Source organism: Mitsuaria sp. BK041, from assembly GCF_014193085.1.
In the GTDB taxonomy this organism is placed as follows: domain Bacteria; phylum Pseudomonadota; class Gammaproteobacteria; order Burkholderiales; family Burkholderiaceae_C; genus Roseateles.
In genome coordinates this window covers 544,624-564,033 of record NZ_JACHYT010000001.1, presented here as the reverse complement: position 1 = coordinate 564,033, position 19,410 = coordinate 544,624, and the positions used below count along the sequence as shown (strand labels likewise).

At 71.5% G+C, this 19,410-nt stretch carries 15 protein-coding genes, 1 tRNA gene and 1 riboswitch; all 16 genes read left to right on the top strand.

The genetic code is table 11. From position 1 onward, the window contains the following. The first annotated feature begins 110 nt into the window (after positions 1-110). The 16 genes from ispE to FHT38_RS02430 all read left to right on the top strand — a co-directional run bounded on the left by ispE (position 111) and on the right by FHT38_RS02430 (position 19,312). Positions 111-1,214: a 4-(cytidine 5'-diphospho)-2-C-methyl-D-erythritol kinase gene (gene ispE / locus FHT38_RS25720; RefSeq protein ID WP_404935691.1), complete on the top strand. Its 1,104-nt coding sequence runs from the start codon at positions 111-113 to the stop codon at positions 1,212-1,214. Between the two features lie 38 nt (positions 1,215-1,252). Beyond that, positions 1,253-1,329: transfer RNA gene (locus FHT38_RS02500), tRNA-Gln, on the top strand. A 67-nt stretch (positions 1,330-1,396) separates the two neighbouring features. Beyond that, on the top strand, positions 1,397-2,359 hold the full coding sequence (locus tag FHT38_RS02495; protein WP_091721334.1) for a ribose-phosphate pyrophosphokinase: 963 nt from the start codon (positions 1,397-1,399) through the stop codon (positions 2,357-2,359). 117 nt (positions 2,360-2,476) lie between these two features. Beyond that, the gene (locus tag FHT38_RS02490) at positions 2,477-3,094 is read left to right on the top strand and encodes a 50S ribosomal protein L25/general stress protein Ctc (RefSeq protein WP_183489551.1); all 618 of its coding nucleotides are present in this window, start codon (positions 2,477-2,479) and stop codon (positions 3,092-3,094) included. A gap of 112 nt (positions 3,095-3,206) precedes the next feature. Next, positions 3,207-3,947 carry an aminoacyl-tRNA hydrolase gene (gene pth / locus FHT38_RS02485; RefSeq protein WP_091721328.1) on the top strand — a complete coding sequence of 247 codons (741 nt, stop codon included), beginning with the start codon at positions 3,207-3,209 and terminating at the stop codon, positions 3,945-3,947. Position 3,948: 1 nt separating this feature from the next. After that, complete coding sequence (locus FHT38_RS02480; protein ID WP_183489548.1) at positions 3,949-4,527, top strand: hypothetical protein; 579 nt, start codon at positions 3,949-3,951, stop codon at positions 4,525-4,527. Beyond that, a riboswitch (cobalamin riboswitch) is annotated at positions 4,523-4,790 on the top strand. (Overlaps the previous gene by 5 nt.) Positions 4,791-4,898: 108 nt before the next feature. Then, a complete protein-coding gene (locus tag FHT38_RS02475) occupies positions 4,899-6,818 on the top strand; it encodes a TonB-dependent siderophore receptor (protein ID WP_183489545.1) in 1,920 nt (639 codons plus the stop codon). An 84-nt stretch (positions 6,819-6,902) separates the two neighbouring features. Then, a complete protein-coding gene (gene cobU / locus FHT38_RS02470) occupies positions 6,903-7,529 on the top strand; it encodes a bifunctional adenosylcobinamide kinase/adenosylcobinamide-phosphate guanylyltransferase (protein WP_183489542.1) in 627 nt (208 codons plus the stop codon). Further along, positions 7,526-8,464 carry an ABC transporter substrate-binding protein gene (locus FHT38_RS02465; RefSeq protein ID WP_310732142.1) on the top strand — a complete coding sequence of 313 codons (939 nt, stop codon included), beginning with the start codon at positions 7,526-7,528 and terminating at the stop codon, positions 8,462-8,464. Before cobU ends, FHT38_RS02465 begins: the two co-directional genes overlap by 4 nt. Further along, the gene (locus tag FHT38_RS02460; RefSeq protein ID WP_183489539.1) at positions 8,464-9,513 is read left to right on the top strand and encodes an iron ABC transporter permease; all 1,050 of its coding nucleotides are present in this window, start codon (positions 8,464-8,466) and stop codon (positions 9,511-9,513) included. Before FHT38_RS02465 ends, FHT38_RS02460 begins: the two co-directional genes overlap by 1 nt. Before the next feature lie 131 nt (positions 9,514-9,644). Beyond that, positions 9,645-10,463 (top strand): ABC transporter ATP-binding protein, encoded by an 819-nt coding sequence (locus FHT38_RS02455; RefSeq protein WP_183489536.1) that lies wholly within the window; start codon positions 9,645-9,647, stop codon positions 10,461-10,463. Between the two features lie 31 nt (positions 10,464-10,494). Continuing rightward, the gene (locus FHT38_RS02450) at positions 10,495-12,078 is read left to right on the top strand and encodes a cobyrinate a,c-diamide synthase (protein WP_183492370.1); all 1,584 of its coding nucleotides are present in this window, start codon (positions 10,495-10,497) and stop codon (positions 12,076-12,078) included. 7 nt (positions 12,079-12,085) lie between these two features. Then, positions 12,086-12,547 carry a hypothetical protein gene (locus FHT38_RS02445; RefSeq protein ID WP_091721312.1) on the top strand — a complete coding sequence of 154 codons (462 nt, stop codon included), beginning with the start codon at positions 12,086-12,088 and terminating at the stop codon, positions 12,545-12,547. Continuing rightward, positions 12,544-12,993, top strand: a complete 450-nt coding sequence (locus FHT38_RS02440; RefSeq protein WP_091721308.1) for a DUF2149 domain-containing protein — start codon at positions 12,544-12,546, stop codon at positions 12,991-12,993. Before FHT38_RS02445 ends, FHT38_RS02440 begins: the two co-directional genes overlap by 4 nt. Continuing rightward, on the top strand, positions 12,990-17,189 hold the full coding sequence (cobN, locus tag FHT38_RS02435) for a cobaltochelatase subunit CobN (protein ID WP_183489533.1): 4,200 nt from the start codon (positions 12,990-12,992) through the stop codon (positions 17,187-17,189). The genes FHT38_RS02440 and cobN overlap by 4 nt, the downstream gene beginning before the upstream one ends. Next, a complete protein-coding gene (locus tag FHT38_RS02430; protein ID WP_183489530.1) occupies positions 17,186-19,312 on the top strand; it encodes a TonB-dependent receptor in 2,127 nt (708 codons plus the stop codon). Before cobN ends, FHT38_RS02430 begins: the two co-directional genes overlap by 4 nt. Positions 19,313-19,410: the final 98 nt, after the last annotated feature.

The window sequence follows — 19,410 nt, the reverse complement described above, 5'->3', positions numbered from 1 at the left end:
ATCCCGGCGTCGCGCCGGGGTATTTTTCGAGCACTTTTCACGAGGGAATCGCGCGCGGCTCGTTAATCGCACGCACGGCCCCTGAATACTCGGCGGCATACTGCGCCGCCATGTCGACGCCCATGATCCCGATTTCCACCGCCGCGCCCTTGAAGGCGCTCTACGACGTGCCAGCGCCGGCCAAACTCAACCTGTTCCTGCACGTGGTGGGCAAGCGGGCGGACGGCTATCACCTGCTGCAGTCGCTGTTCGTGCTGGTCGACTGGGCCGACACGCTGCACTTCGAGCGCCGCGAGGACGGCGCGCTGCGCCGCCACGACCGCGGCGACGCGCTGCCGGCGGACGACCTCTGCCTGCGCGCCGCGCGTGCGCTGCAGCAGGCCAGCGGCTGCGCTTTCGGCGCCGACATCCACATCGAGAAGCGCCTGCCCTCGGGCGCGGGCATGGGCGGCGGATCCTCGGATGCCGCCAGCACGCTGCTGGCGCTGAACCGGCTGTGGGGGCTGAACTGGTCCCGTCGGCGGCTATTGCCGATCGCGCTCCAACTGGGCGCAGACGTGCCGTTCTTCGTCGGCGGGCGCAATGCCTTCGTCGAAGGCATCGGCGAGGTCCTCACCCCGGTGGCGGTGCCCGAGTTGCGCCTGGCGGTGGTCAAACCCGCGGTCAGCATCGGCACCAAGGAAATTTTTTCGAGCCCGCTGTTGCAAAGGTCGGAAAGCGTGGCTATAGTAGCGGGCTTTCCTGCAGCGAACGGCAGACGCAGCGAAGATAGTCTGGTTACCCCGGTAGCGGATTTTCCAAGCGACGAAGCCAATAGCTCGGGTGAACGCAAAGGCAATATCTGCCGCGATCACCAAACGCAAGAAATACCCGTGCAGCAGTTGTACGAAGGTTGGGGCAGAAATGATCTGCAACCGCCCGCGGAAGCTGCCAGTCACGAAGTATCGACAGCGCTTGAATGGTTGCAAACCCGCTACGAAAATTCTCGGATGACGGGTTCAGGCAGTGCGGTTTTTGCTATAGTTCGGCCCTCGCGAATTGCAACGCAAACAGCAGTGCAAAACGCGGTGCAGGAAAAGGACACGGTCACCGGCCTGGAGAGCAATCTCAAGGCGACACCGGAAGGTGAGTTCCAGGAACTCCCGGACGGTTGGGTCGGAAGGATGTGTCGCAGTCTGTCAGTCCACCCTTTGCGGGGCTGGGCGGAAGACTGAAGGTTGTAGGGTGTTGTTCCTCGAACAATGTCCTGTGTAGGGGAGTCGCCAAGTTGGTTAAGGCATCGGATTTTGATTCCGACATGCGAGGGTTCGAGTCCTTCCTCCCCTGCCAAATTCTCAGTTTCAATCCGGGACCCGCTGGGTTGGCCACCGGGCCATAAATCTAAGGATGGCCCGTCGTGCTGCTCAATACCGTCCTCTTCACGGGTAACGCTAACCCTTCCCTCTCCAAGGAAATCGCCTCGCATCTGGGCCTCGAGCTCGGCAAGGCCGTGGTCGGTCGTTTTTCCGACGGTGAAGTGACGGTCGAGATCCAGCAGAACGTCCGCGCCCGCGACGTGTTCGTGATCCAGCCCACCTGCGCGCCCACGAACGAGAACCTGATGGAGCTGCTGATCATGGTCGATGCGTTGAAGCGCGCCAGCGCGCGCCGCATCACCGCCGTGATCCCCTACTTCGGTTATGCCCGCCAGGACCGCCGTCCGCGTTCGACGCGCGTGCCCATCTCGGCCAAGGTCGTGGCCAACCTGCTGGAGACCGTCGGCGTCGAGCGCGTCCTGACCATGGACCTGCACGCGGACCAGATCCAGGGCTTCTTCGACATCCCGGTCGACAACATCTACGCCTCGCCGGTGCTGCTGTCGGACCTGAAGGCCCGCAACTACAGCGACCTGGTGGTGGTCAGCCCCGACGTCGGCGGCGTGGTGCGCGCCCGCGCGCTGGCCAAGCAGCTGGGCTGCGACCTGGCCATCATCGACAAGCGCCGTCCGGCGGCCAACGTCTCGGAAGTGATGCATGTCATCGGCGAGATCGACGGCCGCAACTGCGTGATCATGGACGACATGATCGACACGGCCGGCACGCTGGTGAAGGCCGCGGAGGTCCTGAAGGACCGCGGCGCCAAGAGCGTCTTCGCCTACTGCACCCATCCCATCCTCTCGGGCCCGGCGATCGAGCGCATCGCCGGCTCCCACCTGGACGAAGTCGTCATCAGCAACACGATCCCGCTGTCGGAAGCCGCCAAGGCCTGCGGCAAGATCCGCCAGCTGTCCGTTGCCTTCCTGTTCGCCGAAACCATCCGCCGCATTTCGGACGGTGAATCGGTGACCTCCCTCTTCAGCGAGCAGAACAACAACTTCTGATCGCGTTGCCAGTTCCGGCCGCTGTTCGCGAGGACAGCGGCCGTTTCGTGAAGGTGCCTGGTCGCGGGGCCTTCAACCGGAGCGCCATGGGGGTGCTCCGTCAATTTGGAGTCAGATATGAAATTCGTCGCTTTCGAGCGTAAGCAGCAGGGGACCGGAGCGAGCCGCCGCCTGCGTTTCGCCGGCAAGGTGCCCGGCATCGTCTACGGTGCTGGCGAGCCGGCCCTGGTCGAACTGGACCACAACGCGCTGTACCACGCCATGAAGAAGGAAGCTTTCCACAGCTCCATCCTCGACATGGAAGTGGACGGCAAGACCACGCAAGTGCTGCTGCGTGACTTCCAGATGCACCCGTACAAGCAGCAAGTGCTGCACGTGGACTTCCAGCGCGTCGACGCCACGACCCGCATCACCAAGAAGGTGCCGCTGCACTTCGTCGGTGAAGCCGAGTCGCCGGCCGTCAAGACCGACAAGGGCACCGTGAACCACGTGCTGACCCAGCTGGAAATCACCTGCCTGGCGCAACAGCTGCCCGAGTTCATCGAAGTGGACCTGAGCAACCTGACGATGGGTCACTCGATCCATGTGAACGACCTGAAGCTGGCCGATCACATCAAGATCGTCACCCACGGCAAGCCGAACCCGGTCGTCGCCACCCCGGTGCCCCCGGTCGTGGAAGAGATCGTGGTGGCCGCCGCTCCGGCCGCGGACGACAAGAAAAAGAAGAAGAAGTAATTTCTTCCTCTGCGATGGATACGCCGCTGACGAGGCGCGTGTCCATCGCCCCGAAGAAGGCCCCGCTTGCGGGGCCTTCTGCATTTGGGCTCGACGCTGATAATTCCTCCCCATGATTCGTCTCTTTGTCGGCCTGGGCAATCCCGGCCCGGAATATGAGGACACCCGGCACAACGCCGGGTTCTGGTGGATAGATGCGCTGGCGCGCGGCCTCAAGGTCACGCCGCAGCTGGACACCAAGTACTTCGGCCTGGTGGCACGCGTCAACGATGCGCCGGGCGCCGCCGGTCCGATCTGGCTGCTGCAGCCGATGACCTACATGAATCTCTCCGGCAAGTCGGTGGCGGCGCTGGCGCGCTTCTTCAAGATCGCGCCGGAGGAGATCCTGGCGATCCACGACGAGCTCGAGATCGCGCCGGGCGAGCTCAAGCTCAAGCAGGGCGGCGGCAACGCCGGCCACAACGGCCTGAAGGACATGCAGGCCCAGCTGGGCAGCGCGAACTTCTGGCGCTTGCGGCTGGGCATCGGCCACCCGGGCCACAAGGGCGAGGTTGCCGGCTACGTGCTGCGCAAGCCGCCGCTGGCGGAGCGCCAGGCGGTGGAGGACAGCATCGCCAAGTCCTTCGAGGCCTTCAAGCTGATGACCGCCGGCGACATGGCCAAGGCCGTGGCGCTGCTGCATGCCAAGCCGCCCAGACCCAAGCCCCCCCGCCCCGCCCACCTGCCGCCGAAACCGGGCGCCCCGACAGGCGCCCCGGCGGACGCCCCACCGATGGGGGCGTCGGCCGCCGCCACGCCGGCGACGTCCACTCCCCCCGTTCCCGATCCCGTTCCCCCGACCTCCGGAGCCTGACATGCCGACGCGCGCCCCCTCGATCCTGATGACTGTTGTGCTGGTCCTCATGTTCGGCGCGGCGCACGCGCAGCCCGAGAGCGCCAAGCCCAAGCCCGCGCAGGAACGCACCTTCGGCTACTACCGCTGCGGCCCGCAGGGCCTGGACCTGCGCGACAGCCCCTGCCCCGACGGCCCGTCGCAGGCGCTGGACCTGCCGCAGGACCGCGTCGATCCGAAGGAGGCCGCCGCCGCCCGAAAGCGCGCCGCCGACGAGTCCCGCGAGCTCGCATCGCGGCAGCGCGAACGCGAACGCCTCGCGGCGCAATCGCCCGCGCCCGCCGCCGCCGGCATCGACGGCTCCATCGAGCCCCGGCCCCCGAAGGCGTCGACGCGCCCCTCCAAGCCCGCCGATCCGAAGAAGCCCAAGCCCAAGGATCCGAAGCAGCCGCCCAAGAAGAAGCCCAAGCTGCCGAAGTCGCCCGACCCGTCGCTGCCGCCCAAGCCGACGACCAAGCCCGGCAAGAAGGCGCCCGCGATGGTCGGCGATGGCGCGCTCCAGCCACTGCCCAGACGCGGCGAGGCGGAAACACCTCGCTAGAATGCGCGCCGTTGGTGCTCGCGCGGACATTGCGTCCGTGCAGTTAAACGGGAATCAGGAAGCGGGCGCATCGCCGATGCGCGAGCCAACCTGAGCTGTCCCCGCAACGGTAAGTGGCCACCGGCCGCGCGCCCCGGATCCTGACGAAGGACCCGGCACGCCGCCGGCACTGCCTGTCCCCATGTCCACTGGCGCGCCCGCGCTGGGAAGGACACAGGCAGCGGCCACCAGCCCGGATACCGGCCAACAGGTGGTGCCCGCCAGCCGATCCCGACCCGCCCACCCGGTGGATCGACGACGCAGCCGGCGGCATCGTTCCTCAGACGTCCTGCGGGTGAGCAGGGCCCTGAACCCGTCGTTGGTCCGTTCTCATGCTTCCGTTCGTTTCGCGCGCGCGCGCCGGTGCCCGCTCGCTGCTCGCCTTCACGCCGCTGGCGCTCGCCGCCACGGCCTTCGCGCAGTCCGCGCCCTCCTCCACCCCGGACGTTTCCTCAGCCGACGCCACCGCTCCCGCGAGCCGGCTCGACGAAGTCACCGTCACCGGCTCGCGCAGCCCGATGCGGCTGGGCGACATCGCCGCCGATCTCACCGTCATCCACCGCGACACCATCGAGCGCCAGGGCTTCGGCAACGTCGCCGCGCTGCTGCGCAACGTCGCCGGCCTGCAGATGACCAACAACGGCGGGCCGGGCAACACCACCTCCGTCTTCATCCGCGGCGCCGAGACCCGCCACACCGTCGTCCTGATCGACGGCGTGCGCATCGACGGCCAGTCCACCGGCGGCGCGCGCTGGGAGAACCTGCCGGTCTCGCTGATCGATCGCGTCGAGGTGCTCAAGGGCCCGGCCAGCGCGCTGTACGGCTCCGACGCCATCGGCGGCGTGGTGCAGATCTTCACGCGCCAGGGCAGCGGCCGGCCGCAGCTGGACCTGGGCGTCGGCGGCGGCAACCTCGGCCAGGTCAAGGCCGACGTGTCGCTGCTGGGCGGCAATGCGGACTTCGACTACGCCGGCTCGCTGGCCGTCGACCGCGGCACCGGTTTCAACGCCTACGGCCTCACGACCAGCAGGAGCTTCAATGCCGACAAGGACGGCTGGCGCAACTACAACGGCAGCCTGCGCCTGGGCGGCCGCATCGCCGAGGGCCAGCGCCTGGAGCTGCTCGGCCTGAAGAGCCGCAGCGACGTCGGCTACGACGCCGGCAAGAACGCCGACGACCGCGGCATCACCGAATCCATCGCCGCCAAGCTCAGCCTGAAGTCGGTCTGGTCGCAGGCGCTGTCGACGCAGCTCTCCGTCGGCCAGTCCGAAGAGAACTACGAGACGCGCCCCAGCGCCCCCTACCTGACCAGAACCCGCATCCGCAGCGCCTCGCTGCTGGGCTTCTACCGGATCGATGCCGCGCACCAGCTCAATGGCGTGCTGGAGCGGCGCGAGGACCGCCTCGTCAACGCCGACCTGGTCGGCGGCGGTACCGGCACGCGCAGCCAGAACGCGGCCGGCCTGAGCTACCTCGGCACGCTGGGCGCGCTGAGCCTGCAGGCGCACGGTCGCCATGACGACGACAGCGAGTTCGGCGGCATCGACACCGGCAGTCTGGCGGCCGGCTACCGGCTCGGTGGCGGCTGGCGGGTGACGGCCTCGGCCGGCAACGCCTTCCGCGCGCCGACGCTGTTCCACCGCGGCAGCGTCTACGGCCCGGACACCAGCAAGGGCTTCCCGGAACTGCGGCCGGAGCGCGGCCACAACCGCGAGGCCGGCCTGGCCTGGGCCCAGGGCGACCTGGACTTCGCCATCACCACCTTCCGCAACCGCGTCAGCGACCTGATCGCCTTCGGCGCCGCGGGCAGCTGCCGCTCCACGACCGGCTGCTACACCAACGTCGCGCGCGCGATGCTCAAGGGCACCAGCCTCAAGGGCGGCGCGACCCTGGGCGCGGTCAAGCTCAGCGCCACCGCCGACTTCCTCGACCCGACCGACGCCAACACCGGCCGCCAGCTGCAGCGCCGCGCCAAGCGCTTCGGCACGCTGCGCGCCGAAACGACGCTGCGCGCCTGGACGCTGGGCGCGAACCTGGTCGGTTCCGGCGAGCGCTTCGACGACGCCGCCAACAAGACCCGGCTCGGCGGCTACGGCCTGCTCAACCTGGACGCGCAGTTCGCGTTCGCCAAGGACTGGCGCCTGCAGCTGAACGTCGACAACGCGTTCAACCGTCAGTACCAGACGGCGAACTTCTACAACCAGGCGGGCCGGACCTGGTTCGTGATGCTGCGCTACGCGCCGACGCTGTGAGCGCGGCCCGCCTCGACCGTCGTTCCCCGCCGCGCGGACCCTCGCGGTAAGGTCCGCACTTCCCCTTCGCCCCCGGAGTCCCGGATGCCTGCTCATCACCTGATCGTCGGCGGCCAGCGCAGCGGCAAGTCGCGCCATGCGGAGCGCCTCGCGCTGCGCTGGGCGCGCACGCCGGGCCATCGGGTCACGGTGGTCGCGACCGCCGAGGCCCATGACGACGAGATGCGCGAGCGCATCGCCCGCCACCGCGCCGACCGGCCGGCCGGCTTCGACACCGTCGAGGCGCCGCTGCAACTGTGCGAGGCGCTGCGGGCGGCGGCATCGCCCCAGCGGCTGCTGGTCGTCGACTGCCTGACGCTGTGGCTCACCAACTGGCTGATGCCGATGGTGGGCGCGCCGCGCCTGGACGACTGGCGCGCCGAGTGCTCCGGACTGCGGCGCCTGCTGCCGACGCTGGCCTCGCCGGTGATCTTCGTGTCCAACGAGGTCGGATGGGGCGTGATGCCGATGGGCCGCGAGGTGCGCGCCTATGTGGACGAACTCGGCCGGCTCAACCAGCAGGTCGCGCGGCAGTGCGGCGAGCTGACGCTGATGGTGGCCGGCCAACCGTGGACGCGTCCGGTCGAGCCGCTCGACGAGGACCAGGACGACAACGAGGCCGCCGCCCGCGAGCGCGTCGACGCCACGGACAACGAGGAGAACAAGCGATGAAGTCGATGGGACCCCTGAGCCGCGCCGCGTTGTCGCTGGCCACGCTGGTGCTGACCGCGACCTCGGCGGTCGCCGCGCCGATCACGATCCAGGACGACCGCGGTCACACGGTGACCTTGCCGGACGTGCCGCGGCGCATTGTCAGCCTGCTGCCTTCGCTGACCGAGACCATCTGCGAACTGGGCGATTGCGCCAAGGTCGTCGGCGTCGACCGCTTCTCCAACTTCCCCGCCAGCGTGCAGAAGCTGCCCCGGCTCGGCGGCCTGGACGACACCAGCATCGAGGCCCTGGTCGCGCTCAAGCCCGACGTCGTCGTGGCCGGCGTCTCGGCGCGCGTCATCGATCGCCTGGAGGGCTTGGGCCTGCGTGTCCTGGCGCTGGAACCCAAGAGCATGAACGACGTCCAGCGGGTGCTGGGCAAGATGGGCCGGCTGCTCGGCAAGGAGGACGACGCGCGCCGCCTGTGGAACCGGGTCGACGGCCACATCGCGCAGAGCGCCGCCACGCTGCCGCCGGCCGCGCGCGGGCTGAGCGTCTATTACGAGGTCGACGCCGGGCCCTATGGCGCCGGCACCGCCTCCTTCATGGGCGAGATCCTGGCCCGGCTCGGCGCGAAGAACATCATCCCGGCCGAGCTCGGGCCCTTCCCCAAGCTCAATCCCGAGTTCATCGTCCGCGCCGACCCGCAGGTGATCATGGTCGGCCAGCGCAACGCCGCGGGCCTGCCGCAGCGGCCGGGCTGGTCCGCGATCCGCGCCGTCAAGCAGCAGCGCATCTGCGTCTGGGTGCCGGCCGAGTCCGACGTGCTGGTGCGCCCCGGCCCGCGCATGTCGGAAGCCGCGGCGCTGATGGCGCGCTGCCTGCGCGAGGCGGCGCAGGGGCCGGTGGCTTGGCCGACCACGCCCTTCAACGCCCCGCCCGGAGGCATGCGCTGATGCGCGCCAAGTCCGCTCCGTCGGCTGCATCGGCCGCATCGGCCGCGTCCGCCAGGACCGCCGCGCAGTTCGTCGCGCTGCTCGTGCTGGGCGCGGTGCTGCTCGCGCTGGGCCTGGCGATCGGCAGCCTGGGCTGGAGTCCCTGGACCGAGGCCGGCGACACGATGCGGCTGATCCTCTGGGACATCCGCGCGCCGCGCTCCCTCGGCGCCTGGCTGGCGGGCGCGCTGCTGGCGCTGGCCGGCGCGGTCGCGCAGGGCCTGTTCCGCAACCCGCTGGCCGATCCCTACCTGCTCGGCTGCTCGGCCGGCGCGTCGCTGGGCGTGGCCGCGCTGCTCTTCGTCATGGGCATCTCGCCGGCGGCGGCGGCGCTGGCGCTGCGCGTCGGCATGACCGGCGCGGCCTTCGTCGGCGCCATCGGCGCGGTGCTGCTCACGCTGGTGCTGGCGCGCGGCGTCACGCAGAGCCTGCGGCTGCTGCTGGCCGGCGTCGTCGTAGGCGTGGTGCTGGGCTCAGGCGCCGCGCTGCTGACGCTGATGAACCCCGACATCCTGCGCGCGATGCAGGCCTTCATGCTGGGCAGCACCGGTTATGTCGGCTGGAGCGCGGTGCAGGTCATGGCCGTCGCCCTGGGCCTGTGCCTGCTGACGGCGCTCGGCTGCAGCCGCACGTTGGACGCGCTGACGCTGGGCGAGGACACCGCCCGCTCGCTGGGCCAGCGCCTCACGCTCATCCGACTGCTGCTGATCGCGACGCTCTCGCTGGCCACGGGCGCGGCGGTCGCGCAGTGCGGGCTGATCGCCTTCGTCGGCCTGGTCGCGCCGCACCTGGTGCGCAGCTGGGGACCGACGACGCATGGCGCGCTGCTGCTGCTGTCCGCGCTGACCGGCGGCGCGCTGCTGCTGGCGTCCGACATCGCCGCCCGCTGGGTCATCGCGCCGCAGGAACTGCCGGTGGGCATCATCACCGCGCTGCTGGGCGGCAGCTACCTGCTGTGGCTGATGCACAGACGCAAGGCGCATTTCGGCGGCGCGGGAGGCAGCCAATGAGCGCCGCCCGATTCGACGACGGCAGCCGGCCAGGCGCTGGCGGCGTGCTCGCAAGCTCTGGCGCATCCTTCGTAACCGGGAACGCCGGCACGTCCGCGACTGCGGCCGATGTCGCGTCCGCCGCCGTCGCCATGGATGCTGGCGCAAGCGACCACGCAGCCCAGGCGGCCGACGCCGTGACGCTCGGACACGTGCCCGCGCTGCGCATCGAGCTCCGCGCGCTGTCGCTGGGCCACCGGCAGGTGCTGCACCCGCTGTCGCTGGCGCCCGCGCCGCGCGCGTGGACGGCCATCGTCGGCCCGAACGGCGCCGGCAAGTCCACGCTGCTGCGCGCGATCGCGGGCCTGCTGCCCTTCGACGGCACGCTGACGCTGGACGGCAAGCCGTGGCAGGCCTGGCCGGCGAAGGCGCGTGCGCGCCAGGTCGCGTGGCTGGGCCAGAACGAGGCCGCGTCCGAGGACCTGACCGCCTACGACATCGCGATGCTCGGCCGCCTGCCCCACCAGCCCTGGCTGGCGCCGGCGAGCGCGGCCGACCATGCCGCGGTCGAGCATGCGATGCGCCAGACGCAGAGCTGGGACTGGCGGGACCGCGCGCTGGGCAGCCTCTCCGGCGGCGAGCGCCAGCGGGTGCTGCTGGCGCGGGCGCTGGCGGTGCATTCCGGCGTGCTGCTGATGGACGAGCCGCTGGCCCACCTGGATCCGCCGCACCAGAGCGACTGGGCGCGCATCGTGCGCGGCCGCGTCGCGGCGGGCGGCGCGGTGGTCAGCGTGCTGCATGAACTCAATGTCGCGCTGCAGGCGGACACGCTGGTCGTCATGGATGGCGGCCGCATCGTCCACCAGGGCCCGCCCCACGACCCCACCACGCACGACGCGTTGCAGCGCGTCTTCCACCACCGCCTGCTGATCCTGCAGGTGCAAGGCCGATGGGTGGCGCTCAATGCATGAACGACGCGACAACGACGGAGCCGATGCCGCGATGACCGACTGCCCCGCCTTCCTGATCAGCGCGCCGGCTTCTGGCCAGGGCAAGACCAGCGTCACTGCGGCCATTGCGCGCTCGGCGCGCCGGCGCGGCCTGCGCGTGCGCGTCTTCAAGACCGGCCCGGACTACCTGGACCCGATGGTGCTCGCCCGCGCCAGCGGCCACACCGTCTACCAGCTCGACCTCTTCATGGGCGGCGAATCGCACTGCCGCGAGTTGCTGGCGCAGGCGTCGCGCGAGTCGGATCTGGTGCTGGTCGAGGGCGTGATGGGCCTGTTCGACGGCAAGCCCAGCAGCGCCGACCTGGCGGCGGCCTTCGGCCTGCCGGTGATCGCGGTGATGGATGCCTCCGCGATGGCGCAGACCTTCGGCGCGCTGGCCACGGGCCTGGCGCGCTTCCGCGACGACATCCAGGTCGTGGGCGTGATCGCCAACCGGGTGGGCAGCGACGCGCATGCGCGCATGGTCGGCGAGTCCCTGCCTGCCGACCTGCCGCTGATTGCCGCGCTCAAGCGCGACGCCTCGCTCTCGCTCCCCGAGCGCCACCTGGGCCTGGTGCAGGCGCTGGAGCTCCCCGACATCGACGCGCAGCTGGACGCCTGGGCCGATGCCTGGGACGCAGGCACCGCCCTGGCCGCCCCCGCGAATGCCACCCGCACATCGACATCCCTGCCAGAAGCAGCACCGCCCCACGCGCCTGCAGCGCTGACCGGCGAAGTCCTCGATGGTGGTGGGACGGGCGACCGGGGGCCCCTTTTCGGAACTCAAGGGAGGAATTTGCTTGCCGGTAGGCAAGCAAAGGTAGGAGATGGAGAAAAGGGGCCCCCGGTTGCCTGTCCGTCGCTCGATCCCGTGCAGGCCGGACTGCCGCTCACCGGCCGACGCATCGCCGTGGCGAGCGACGCGTGTTTCTCCTTCATCTACCCCGCCAATCTCGACCTCCTTCGCGCGCTTGGCGCGGAGGTCCTGACGTTCAGCCCGATCGCCGGCGAGCCCTTGCCCGCGTGCGAGGCCGTGTGGCTGCCGGGCGGTTACCCCGAGCTGCACGCCGCGGCGCTGCGTGCGCATGCGGGCTTCTTCAGCGACCTGGCCGCGCACCTGGCGGCGGGCAAGCCGCTGCTCGCCGAGTGCGGCGGGATGCTGGTGCTGCTGGATGAGCTGGCCGATGCCGACGGCGCGGCCCATCCGATGGCGGGCCTGATGCCGGGCCGTGCCTCGATGCAGAAGCGGCTGGCTGCGCTCGGCTTGCAGTCGCTCGACTGGCCGGAGGGCGAGTTGCGGGGCCACACCTTCCATTACTCGACGATGGCGACGCCGTGGTCGCCGGTGGCCACCGCGCGCAATCCCAACGCGGGTCGCGCGGCCGAGGCGCTCTACATCGCGGGCTCGCTGCGCGCGAGCTACGTGCATCACTACTTCCCCTCGAACCCGGCCGCGGTCGCCGCGTTCTTCGGCGGCGCCACCGCGACCGCCGCCACCGCTGACGCCCACGCTGCCATCGCAACCGCTGCCGTCACCGCGACCGCTCCCACCGCCGATGCGGCCCCCGCCCACCCCCATTCCACTGCCACGAACTGAGTTCCCCATGCTGCTCGAATCCGGATTCGCCCACATCGCGCAGGCCCTGCTGTGGCCGGTGCTCATCCTCGTCGCCCTGGGCTTCGTCTATGCGCTGTGGAGCGCCGGCGCCACGCTGATGGAAGCCGTGCAGCGGCGCCGTCCCGGCTACCGGCTGCTGCAGGTGCCGGCCGGCAGCTCGCTCGAGACGCTGGAGCTGCAGGTCGTGCGTCGCCTGGAGGCGCCGCGCCTGCTGGGCCGCGTCGCCCCGCTGCTGGGCCTGATCGCGACCATGGTCCCGCTGGGCCCGGCGCTGCAGAGCGTCGCGGCCGGCCAGGGCCAGCAGGCGCTGGCGGTGTTCAGCTCGGCCTTCTCGGGCGTCGTGCTCGCGCTGGCCGCGGCGGCGATCGCGCTGGTCGTCTACTCGATCCGCCGCCGCTGGCTGCTGGCCGAGCTGCTGGCGATCAAGACCGAACAGGGCTGGGCATGAGCACCGGCCGCCGCCTGTCCATCCTCGCCGAGGAGGACGACGACCCGATGCTGTCCGCGGTGAACCTGGTGGACGTGTTCCTGGTGCTGGTCGTCGCGCTGCTGACGGCGGTCGCGCTGCAGCAGCAATCGCATGCGAACGAAACGGTGATCCGCAACCCCGGTCAACCGGGCATGGAGATCGTCGTGCGCAAGGACGGGCAGGAGATCAAGTACCGCGGCAACGGCGGCAGCGCCGAAGGCCAGGGGGAGCGCGCCGGCGTCGCCTACAAGATGAAGGACGGCTCCATCATCTACGTGCCCGAAGCCGGTGAGGCTGGCGCGGCCGGAACGCCGGGCGGCTCGCCCGCGGCCACGCCGGCCGGTCCCACGGGCCCTGCTGCGGGCGGCGGTCGCGGCGCCGCGGCGGCCCCCGCGCCGACGACGGCCGGAACGCCTCAGCCATGAGCGTCCGCGCCCTGCTGGCCCGCTGCCTCGCGGCCGCGGCCCTGAGCTTCTGCGCGGCGGCGTCATGCGCGTCGGCGGGCGCCGGAGGCGCGGCCGCCGGCACTCCGGTGCTCTTCCTCAGCGTCGACATCACGCCCGCGGCCAAGCACGCGCTGCTCGAGCGCGAGGGAAAGGCCGCCGGCTTCGCAGTCCGGCAGATCGAATACCCGCTGCGCGGCGCGCCCATCGAGCAGGATCCCGCGCTCGACCGCGCGCTGCGCGAGGCCGCGCTGGTCTGGGTCGACATCCCGCATGCGACCGCCGAGGCGCGGCTGCGCCCGATCGTCGACGCCGCAATCCGGCGCGTCGGCAAGCCGGACGCGCAGGTGCTGTGGATCCCCGCCGGCGAGCCCACCCCTAGCGACCGCAGCCTGCGCGCCTACCTGCAGGCCGGCGGACCGACCAACACGCGCATCGCCTTCGCGCTCGCGCGGGCGCAGCTCGCGGGCGCGCCCGCACCCGACCTCGGCCCACCGCAGTTGATCCCGCAGCGCGGCATCCACTACCCCGGCGCGCCGCGGCTCTTCGCCGACGCCGCCGAGTTCCGCGCCTGGGCCGCGCAGCAGGGCCTGCGCGGCGAGGCCGTGGCGCTGCTGCTGCACCGCTACCACTTCGTCCAAGGCAACACCGCCTGGCTGGACCGCTGGCTCGCGATGTTCCGCGAGCGCGGCCTGCTCGCCTACGCCGCCTTCAGCGGCCAGCTCAGCGACCAGCCGCTGTCGGCCCTGCTGGAGCGCGACGGCCAGGTCCAGGCCCGCGTGATCGTCAACCACAGCCTGCTGCCGCAGGGCGCCAGCCTGCAGCCCACCTTCGAGCGCTGGGGCGTGCCGGTGCTGCAGACGCAGCCCTACCGGCAGGACCAGGCCGCGGCCTGGGAAGGCAGCGAGACCGGCCTCTCGCAAGCCGACATTCCGTTCTACTTCGCGCAGCCGGAGGCGGCGGGCCTGATCGATCCGGTCGTCGTCGTCGCCCATCCGAAACGGGGCGAGCCCGAACTCATCGACCGCCAGGCCGCCAGCGTCGCCGGCAAGGCGGCGCGCTGGATCGCGCTGCAGACCCGGGCCAACGCCGACAAGCGGCTGGTGGCCTTCGTCTACAACTATCCGCCCGGCGGCAGCAACTTCGGCGCCTCCTTCCTCAACGTGCCGCGCAGCCTCGCGCGCGTCAGCGAGGGGCTGAAGGACGCCGGCTACGCCGTCACGCCGAAGGCGGAGGCGGACTGGATCGCCGGCCTCAAGCCGCTGCTCTCGGCCTACTACCCCGGCACCGACCTGCAGGCCCTGCTCGACGCCGACCAGGCCGAGGCCTTGCCGCTCGCGCGCTACACCGCCTGGTTCGACGCGCTGCCCGCCGCGGTGCGCGAGCCCATCGTCGCGAAGTGGGGCCCGCCCGCGAGCAGCCGCTATGTCGTGCGGCAGCGCGGCGAGCCGGTCTTCGTCATCCCGCGCCTGAAGCTCGGCGCGCTGACCGTGCTGCCGCAGCCGCCGCGCGAGGAGACCCTGCGCAACGGCCAGGATCCTTTCATGCATCGCAGCCGCACGCCGCTGTCGCATCACTACCTCGCCACCTACCTGTGGGCGCGGCAGGCCGACGCGATCCTCCATTTCGGCACGCACGGCACGCAGGAGTGGGCGCCGGGCAAGCTGCGCGGTCCCGACGTGTGGGACCCGGTCTGGCTGCCGCTGGGCGACACGCCGGTGATCTATCCCTACATCGTCGACAACCTCGGCGAGGCGCTCACCGCCAAGCGCCGCGGCCGCGCGCTGATGGTGAGCCACCGCACGCCGAGCTTCGCGCCGGCGGGCTTCAACGCGGGCATGGCCCACATGCATGAGCTGATGCACGAGTGGGAGACGGTCGATCCCGGCCCGACGCGCCAGGGGCTGGAGCGCCGCATGCTGCAGCAGTTCGTCGAGCACAACCTGCACCGCGACCTGGGCTGGAGCGCCGAGCGGATCGCGGCCGACTTCAGCGGTTTCCTGGAGCTGCTGCATCCCTACCTGGACCGCCTGGCGCAGAGCTCGCAGCCCAAGGGGCTGGCGGTCTTCGGCGTGGTCCCCGACGAGGACCAGCGCCGCGGCTCGATCCTGCAGCTGCTGCGCGTGCCCTTGATCGAGGCGCTGGGCGAGGACATCGACGAGGCCTTCCTGATCAACCACGAGGGCGTCGCGCAGGCGCGGCCGGCCCGCTGGCTCGATGTCGCGCTGAAGGACGCGCAGGCGGCCAGCCAGCTCGACCTGCGACCCTCCGCCTGCGTGGCCGTCGGCACGCCGGCGGCGGCGTCGGCGGCGTCGGCGGCATCGGCCGTGGCGGCCGAGGCGAAACACGCGGCGTCGGCTGCGGCGTCGACACCGGCGGGCAGCGCCAGCGCCGCGCACGCGCTGCCGGTGACCTGCGGCGACGGCTTCGTGCCCAACCGCGCGGCGCGCAAGCCGATCGACCAGGCGGCGCTGTACCAGCTCGCGCTGCGGGCGCAGGAGATGGCCGCGCGGCTGTCGACCGAAGGCGAGATGCCCGGCCTGCTGCGCGCGCTCGATGGCCGCTTCATCCCCGCGGCCTACGGCGGCGACCTGCTGCGCAATCCGGAGAGCCTGCCGACCGGCCGCAACCTCACCGGCCTCGACCCCGCGCGGCTGCCCACGCGCCAGGCCTTCGAGGCGGCGCAGGCGCTGTTCAAGCGCTGGTACGAGGAGCAGGCCCGGGCCGGCGCGGCGCCGACGCGGCTGGCGCTGTCGCTGTGGGCCGGCGAGACCTTGCGCCATCAGGGCGTGATGGAGGCGCAGGCACTGGTGGCGCTGGGCGCGACGCCGGTGTGGGACGCCACCGGCCGTCCGACCTCGATCCGGCTGCTGAGCGTCGCCGAGCTGGGCCGGCCTCGGGTGGACGTGCTGTTGTCGATCACCGGCTCCTACCGCGACCAGTTCCCGGCGCTGATGAAGCTGGTGGACCAGGCGGTCGCCGCGGCCGGCGAGGCCGAGGCGGACAACGCCATCGCCGTCAACAACCGCGCCATCGCGGCCGAGCTGCGCCAGGCCGGGCTGCCGGCGGCGCAGGCGCGGACGCTGGCGCAGGCCCGCGTCTTCGGCAACCCGGCCGGCGACTACGGCACCGGCATCGCCGACGCGGTGCAGGACAACGGCCTGCAGGGCGGCGACGGCCGACCCGATCCGCGGCTGGGCCAGCTGTTCCTCTCGACGATGAGCCAGCCCTATGTCGACGGCGAGCCGCTTGCCGTGCCCGCGGGGCAGGCGCGCCAGGCGCTGGGCGCGCACCTGCGTCACACCGACGCGGCGCTGATGTCGCGCAGCAGCCACCTCTACGCGATGGTCAGCAGCGACGATCCGTTCCAGTACCTCGGCGGACTGGCCGCGGCCGCGCGGGTCGCCGGCAACACGAAGGGCCTGGCCCTGCACGTGAGCCAGCTGCAGGACGCCGCCGAGGCGCACACCGAGACCGCCACGCAGGCGATCGCGCTGGAGATGCAGAGCCGCTACCTGCATCCCGGCTGGCTGAAGGCGCAGCAGGCCGAGGGCTGGGCGGGCGCGCTGCAGGTGCTCAAGGCGGTGCAGTACAGCTTCGGCTGGCAGAGCATCGCGCCGGGCACGGTGCGCGCCGACCACTGGCAGAGCTTCTACGACGTGCTGGTGAAGGACAAGCACCAGCTCGGCGTGCCCGCGTGGCTCAAGCAGAACCCGCAGGCCTACGCGCAGGCGCTGGAGCGGCTGGTGCAGGCCGAGCGCATGGGCTACTGGCAGCCGGACGCGCAGACGAAGCAGGGGCTCGCCGCGCTGTACCGCGAGCTCACGAAGGACGCGCCGCTGAGCAACGAGCTGGCGGCCGTGCGGCGCTGGACGGAGGATCAACTGCCGCAGGCGGTGCCCGCGTTGCCGGTCGCGCCGGCGGCCGCGCCTCGCCCCGCGGCGAAGGCGCCGGAGCGCGCGCCCGCGACCGTGCCGCCGGTGCCGACCGTGCGCGGCCTCGCGCTGCAGCGCGTGCCCGACGCGCCGAAGCCCGAGCCGCGTGCGGCGACGCAGCGCTCGCTCGAGCAGGCGCTCGCGTGGGTCGCGATGGCGCTGCTGATGAGCGCCGGCGCGATGTGGCAGGCGCGACGGGCGACGAACAACGACAACAACTTGAGCCCACAGGGGACTGCATGAACGCCAACGACTCCCACACACTGCGGGCACATCGCCCGACCGCCGTGGCCATTGCCATCGCCATCGCGATCGCAACAACGGCGACGGGCGCCGCCGCGCAGGCCGACCCATCGGGCACGCTGGACACCGTCCGCATCAGCAGCCGCGCGCAGCTCGGCGAAGCGGGCAGCGCCTCCGAGGGCGAGGTCGGCGTCGAGCGCCTGGCGCTGCGCCCGCTGCTGCGCCCGGCCGAGCTGCTGGAGGCGATGCCCGGCATGACCGTCACCCAGCACAGCGGCGACGGCAAGGCCAACCAGTACTTCCTGCGCGGCTACAACCTCGACCACGGCAGCGACTTCGCGACCTTCGTCCTGGGCATGCCGGTGAACATGGCCAGCCACGCGCACGGCCAGGGCTACATGGACCTGAACTTCCTGATCCCGGAGCTGGTCGAGAGCCTGCGCTACCGCAAGGGCGCGTTCGCCGCCGAGGACGGCGACTTCGCCACCACCGGCGCCTCGCGCATCGGCTACCTGGGCGAGATCGAGCGCCCCTATGCGCAGCTCACCGCCGGCCCCTACGGCTACCAGCGCGCGCTGGCGGCCGGCAGCACGCGGGTGGGCGGCGGCTGGACGCTGCTGGGCGCCGTCGAGGGCAGCCGGTACGACGGCCCCTGGGACCAGCCCGAGGACCTGCACCGCCGCAACGCGGTGCTGCGGCTGACGCGCGGCGACGAGCGCAACGGCGCGCAGGTCGACCTGCTGAGCTACAGCGCCGGCTGGCGCGCCAGCGAGCACGTGCCCGAGCGCGCCATCGACAGCGGCGAGATCGGCCGCTACGGCACGCTCTCGCCCGACGACGGCGGCCGCACCCACCGCCACAGCCTGAGCGGCGCGCTCGCCTACAACCAGGGCGGCGGCCAGTGGACCGCGCAGGCCTGGGTGATCGATTACGCGCTCAACCTGTTCTCCGCGCCGTCGGGCTTCATCAACGGCCCGGACGGCGACCAGCACGAGCAGGCGGACCACCGCCGGCTCTGGGGCGGATCGCTCAAGCACCAGTTGCCGGCCGCCTGGCTGCCCGCCGACCAGACGCTGACCTGGGGTCTGCAATGGCGCCATGACCGGATCGGCACGCTCGGGCTGTACGACACCGTCGGCCGGGTGCGCACGCACACCGTGCGCGAGGACCGCGTCACGCAGGACAACGCCGGTGCCTTCGTCGAATGGGGCAGCCGCTGGACCGGCTGGCTGCGCAGCACCGTCGGCGCGCGCTGGGACACGATGCGGGCGACGGTCACGCCCACCGGCGGTGAGTTCAACCTCGGCAATGGCGGCAAGGCGAGCCAGTCGCAGTTCAGCCCGAAGCTGGGCCTGATCGCGCGGGTCGCCTCGGACACCGAGCTCTACCTGCACTGGGCGCGCGCCTTCCGCTCCAACGACGCGCGCGGCGCGACGATGACGACCAACCCCGCCGACGGCAGCCCGGCCGACACGCTGCCGCTGTTGGCCCGCACGCAAAGCACCGAACTGGGCCTGCGCACCCGGCCGGCGTCGGGCTGGACCACCAGCCTGGCGCTGTGGCAGGCCCGGCTGGCGTCGGAGCTGGTCTTCGTCGGCGACGAGGGCGTGACCGAGGCACGCGGCGCGTCGCGGCGCCTCGGCCTGGAGTGGTCCAACGACGTGCAGGTCGGCCGCGACTGGCTGATCGACGCGGACCTCGCCTGGTCGCGGGCGCGCTTCGTCGAAGCGACCTCGAATGAATTCGGCAGCGGCCGGCGCGTGCCCAATGCGGTGCCGGTCTCGGCCTCGCTGTCGGCCAACTGGGCGCCGGCGGGGCGCTGGTCCAGCGGCGTCAAGCTGCGCTACCTGGGCGCCTACGCGCTCGAGGAGACCGGCACGCAGCAGTCCAAGGCGGTGTTCACCGCCAACTGGCGGCTCGGGTACCAGGTCAGCGAGCGCTGGCAGGTGGGGCTGGATGTGCTGAACGTCTTCAACACGAAGGCCAACGACATCGAGTATTGGGGTGCCGCCTGCACGCGGGCCGAAGGCGCGGGCTGCAATGGCGGTGCGGGGATCGACGGCCGGCTCGTCCATCCGATGGAGCCGCGCACCTTCCGCCTCAGCTTGCGGGCGCGGATCTGATCGCTTGAGGAGTCCTCCGCCCTTCCACCACCGCTGGCCCTCACCCCTTCCCTCTCCCGCAAGCGGGAGAGGGGGTTCACCGAGTGAATCGTCGATGA

Coding starts and splice junctions, on each gene's coding strand:
- ispE (WP_404935691.1), top strand. CDS start 111: ATGTCGACGCCCATGATCCCGATTTCCACCGCCGCGCCCTTGAAGGCG.
- FHT38_RS02490 (WP_183489551.1), top strand. CDS start 2,477: ATGAAATTCGTCGCTTTCGAGCGTAAGCAGCAGGGGACCGGAGCGAGC.
- pth (WP_091721328.1), top strand. CDS start 3,207: ATGATTCGTCTCTTTGTCGGCCTGGGCAATCCCGGCCCGGAATATGAG.
- FHT38_RS02480 (WP_183489548.1), top strand. CDS start 3,949: ATGCCGACGCGCGCCCCCTCGATCCTGATGACTGTTGTGCTGGTCCTC.
- FHT38_RS02475 (WP_183489545.1), top strand. CDS start 4,899: ATGCTTCCGTTCGTTTCGCGCGCGCGCGCCGGTGCCCGCTCGCTGCTC.
- cobU (WP_183489542.1), top strand. CDS start 6,903: ATGCCTGCTCATCACCTGATCGTCGGCGGCCAGCGCAGCGGCAAGTCG.
- FHT38_RS02465 (WP_310732142.1), top strand. CDS start 7,526: ATGAAGTCGATGGGACCCCTGAGCCGCGCCGCGTTGTCGCTGGCCACG.
- FHT38_RS02460 (WP_183489539.1), top strand. CDS start 8,464: ATGCGCGCCAAGTCCGCTCCGTCGGCTGCATCGGCCGCATCGGCCGCG.
- FHT38_RS02455 (WP_183489536.1), top strand. CDS start 9,645: ATGGATGCTGGCGCAAGCGACCACGCAGCCCAGGCGGCCGACGCCGTG.
- FHT38_RS02450 (WP_183492370.1), top strand. CDS start 10,495: ATGACCGACTGCCCCGCCTTCCTGATCAGCGCGCCGGCTTCTGGCCAG.
- FHT38_RS02445 (WP_091721312.1), top strand. CDS start 12,086: ATGCTGCTCGAATCCGGATTCGCCCACATCGCGCAGGCCCTGCTGTGG.
- FHT38_RS02440 (WP_091721308.1), top strand. CDS start 12,544: ATGAGCACCGGCCGCCGCCTGTCCATCCTCGCCGAGGAGGACGACGAC.
- cobN (WP_183489533.1), top strand. CDS start 12,990: ATGAGCGTCCGCGCCCTGCTGGCCCGCTGCCTCGCGGCCGCGGCCCTG.
- FHT38_RS02430 (WP_183489530.1), top strand. CDS start 17,186: ATGAACGCCAACGACTCCCACACACTGCGGGCACATCGCCCGACCGCC.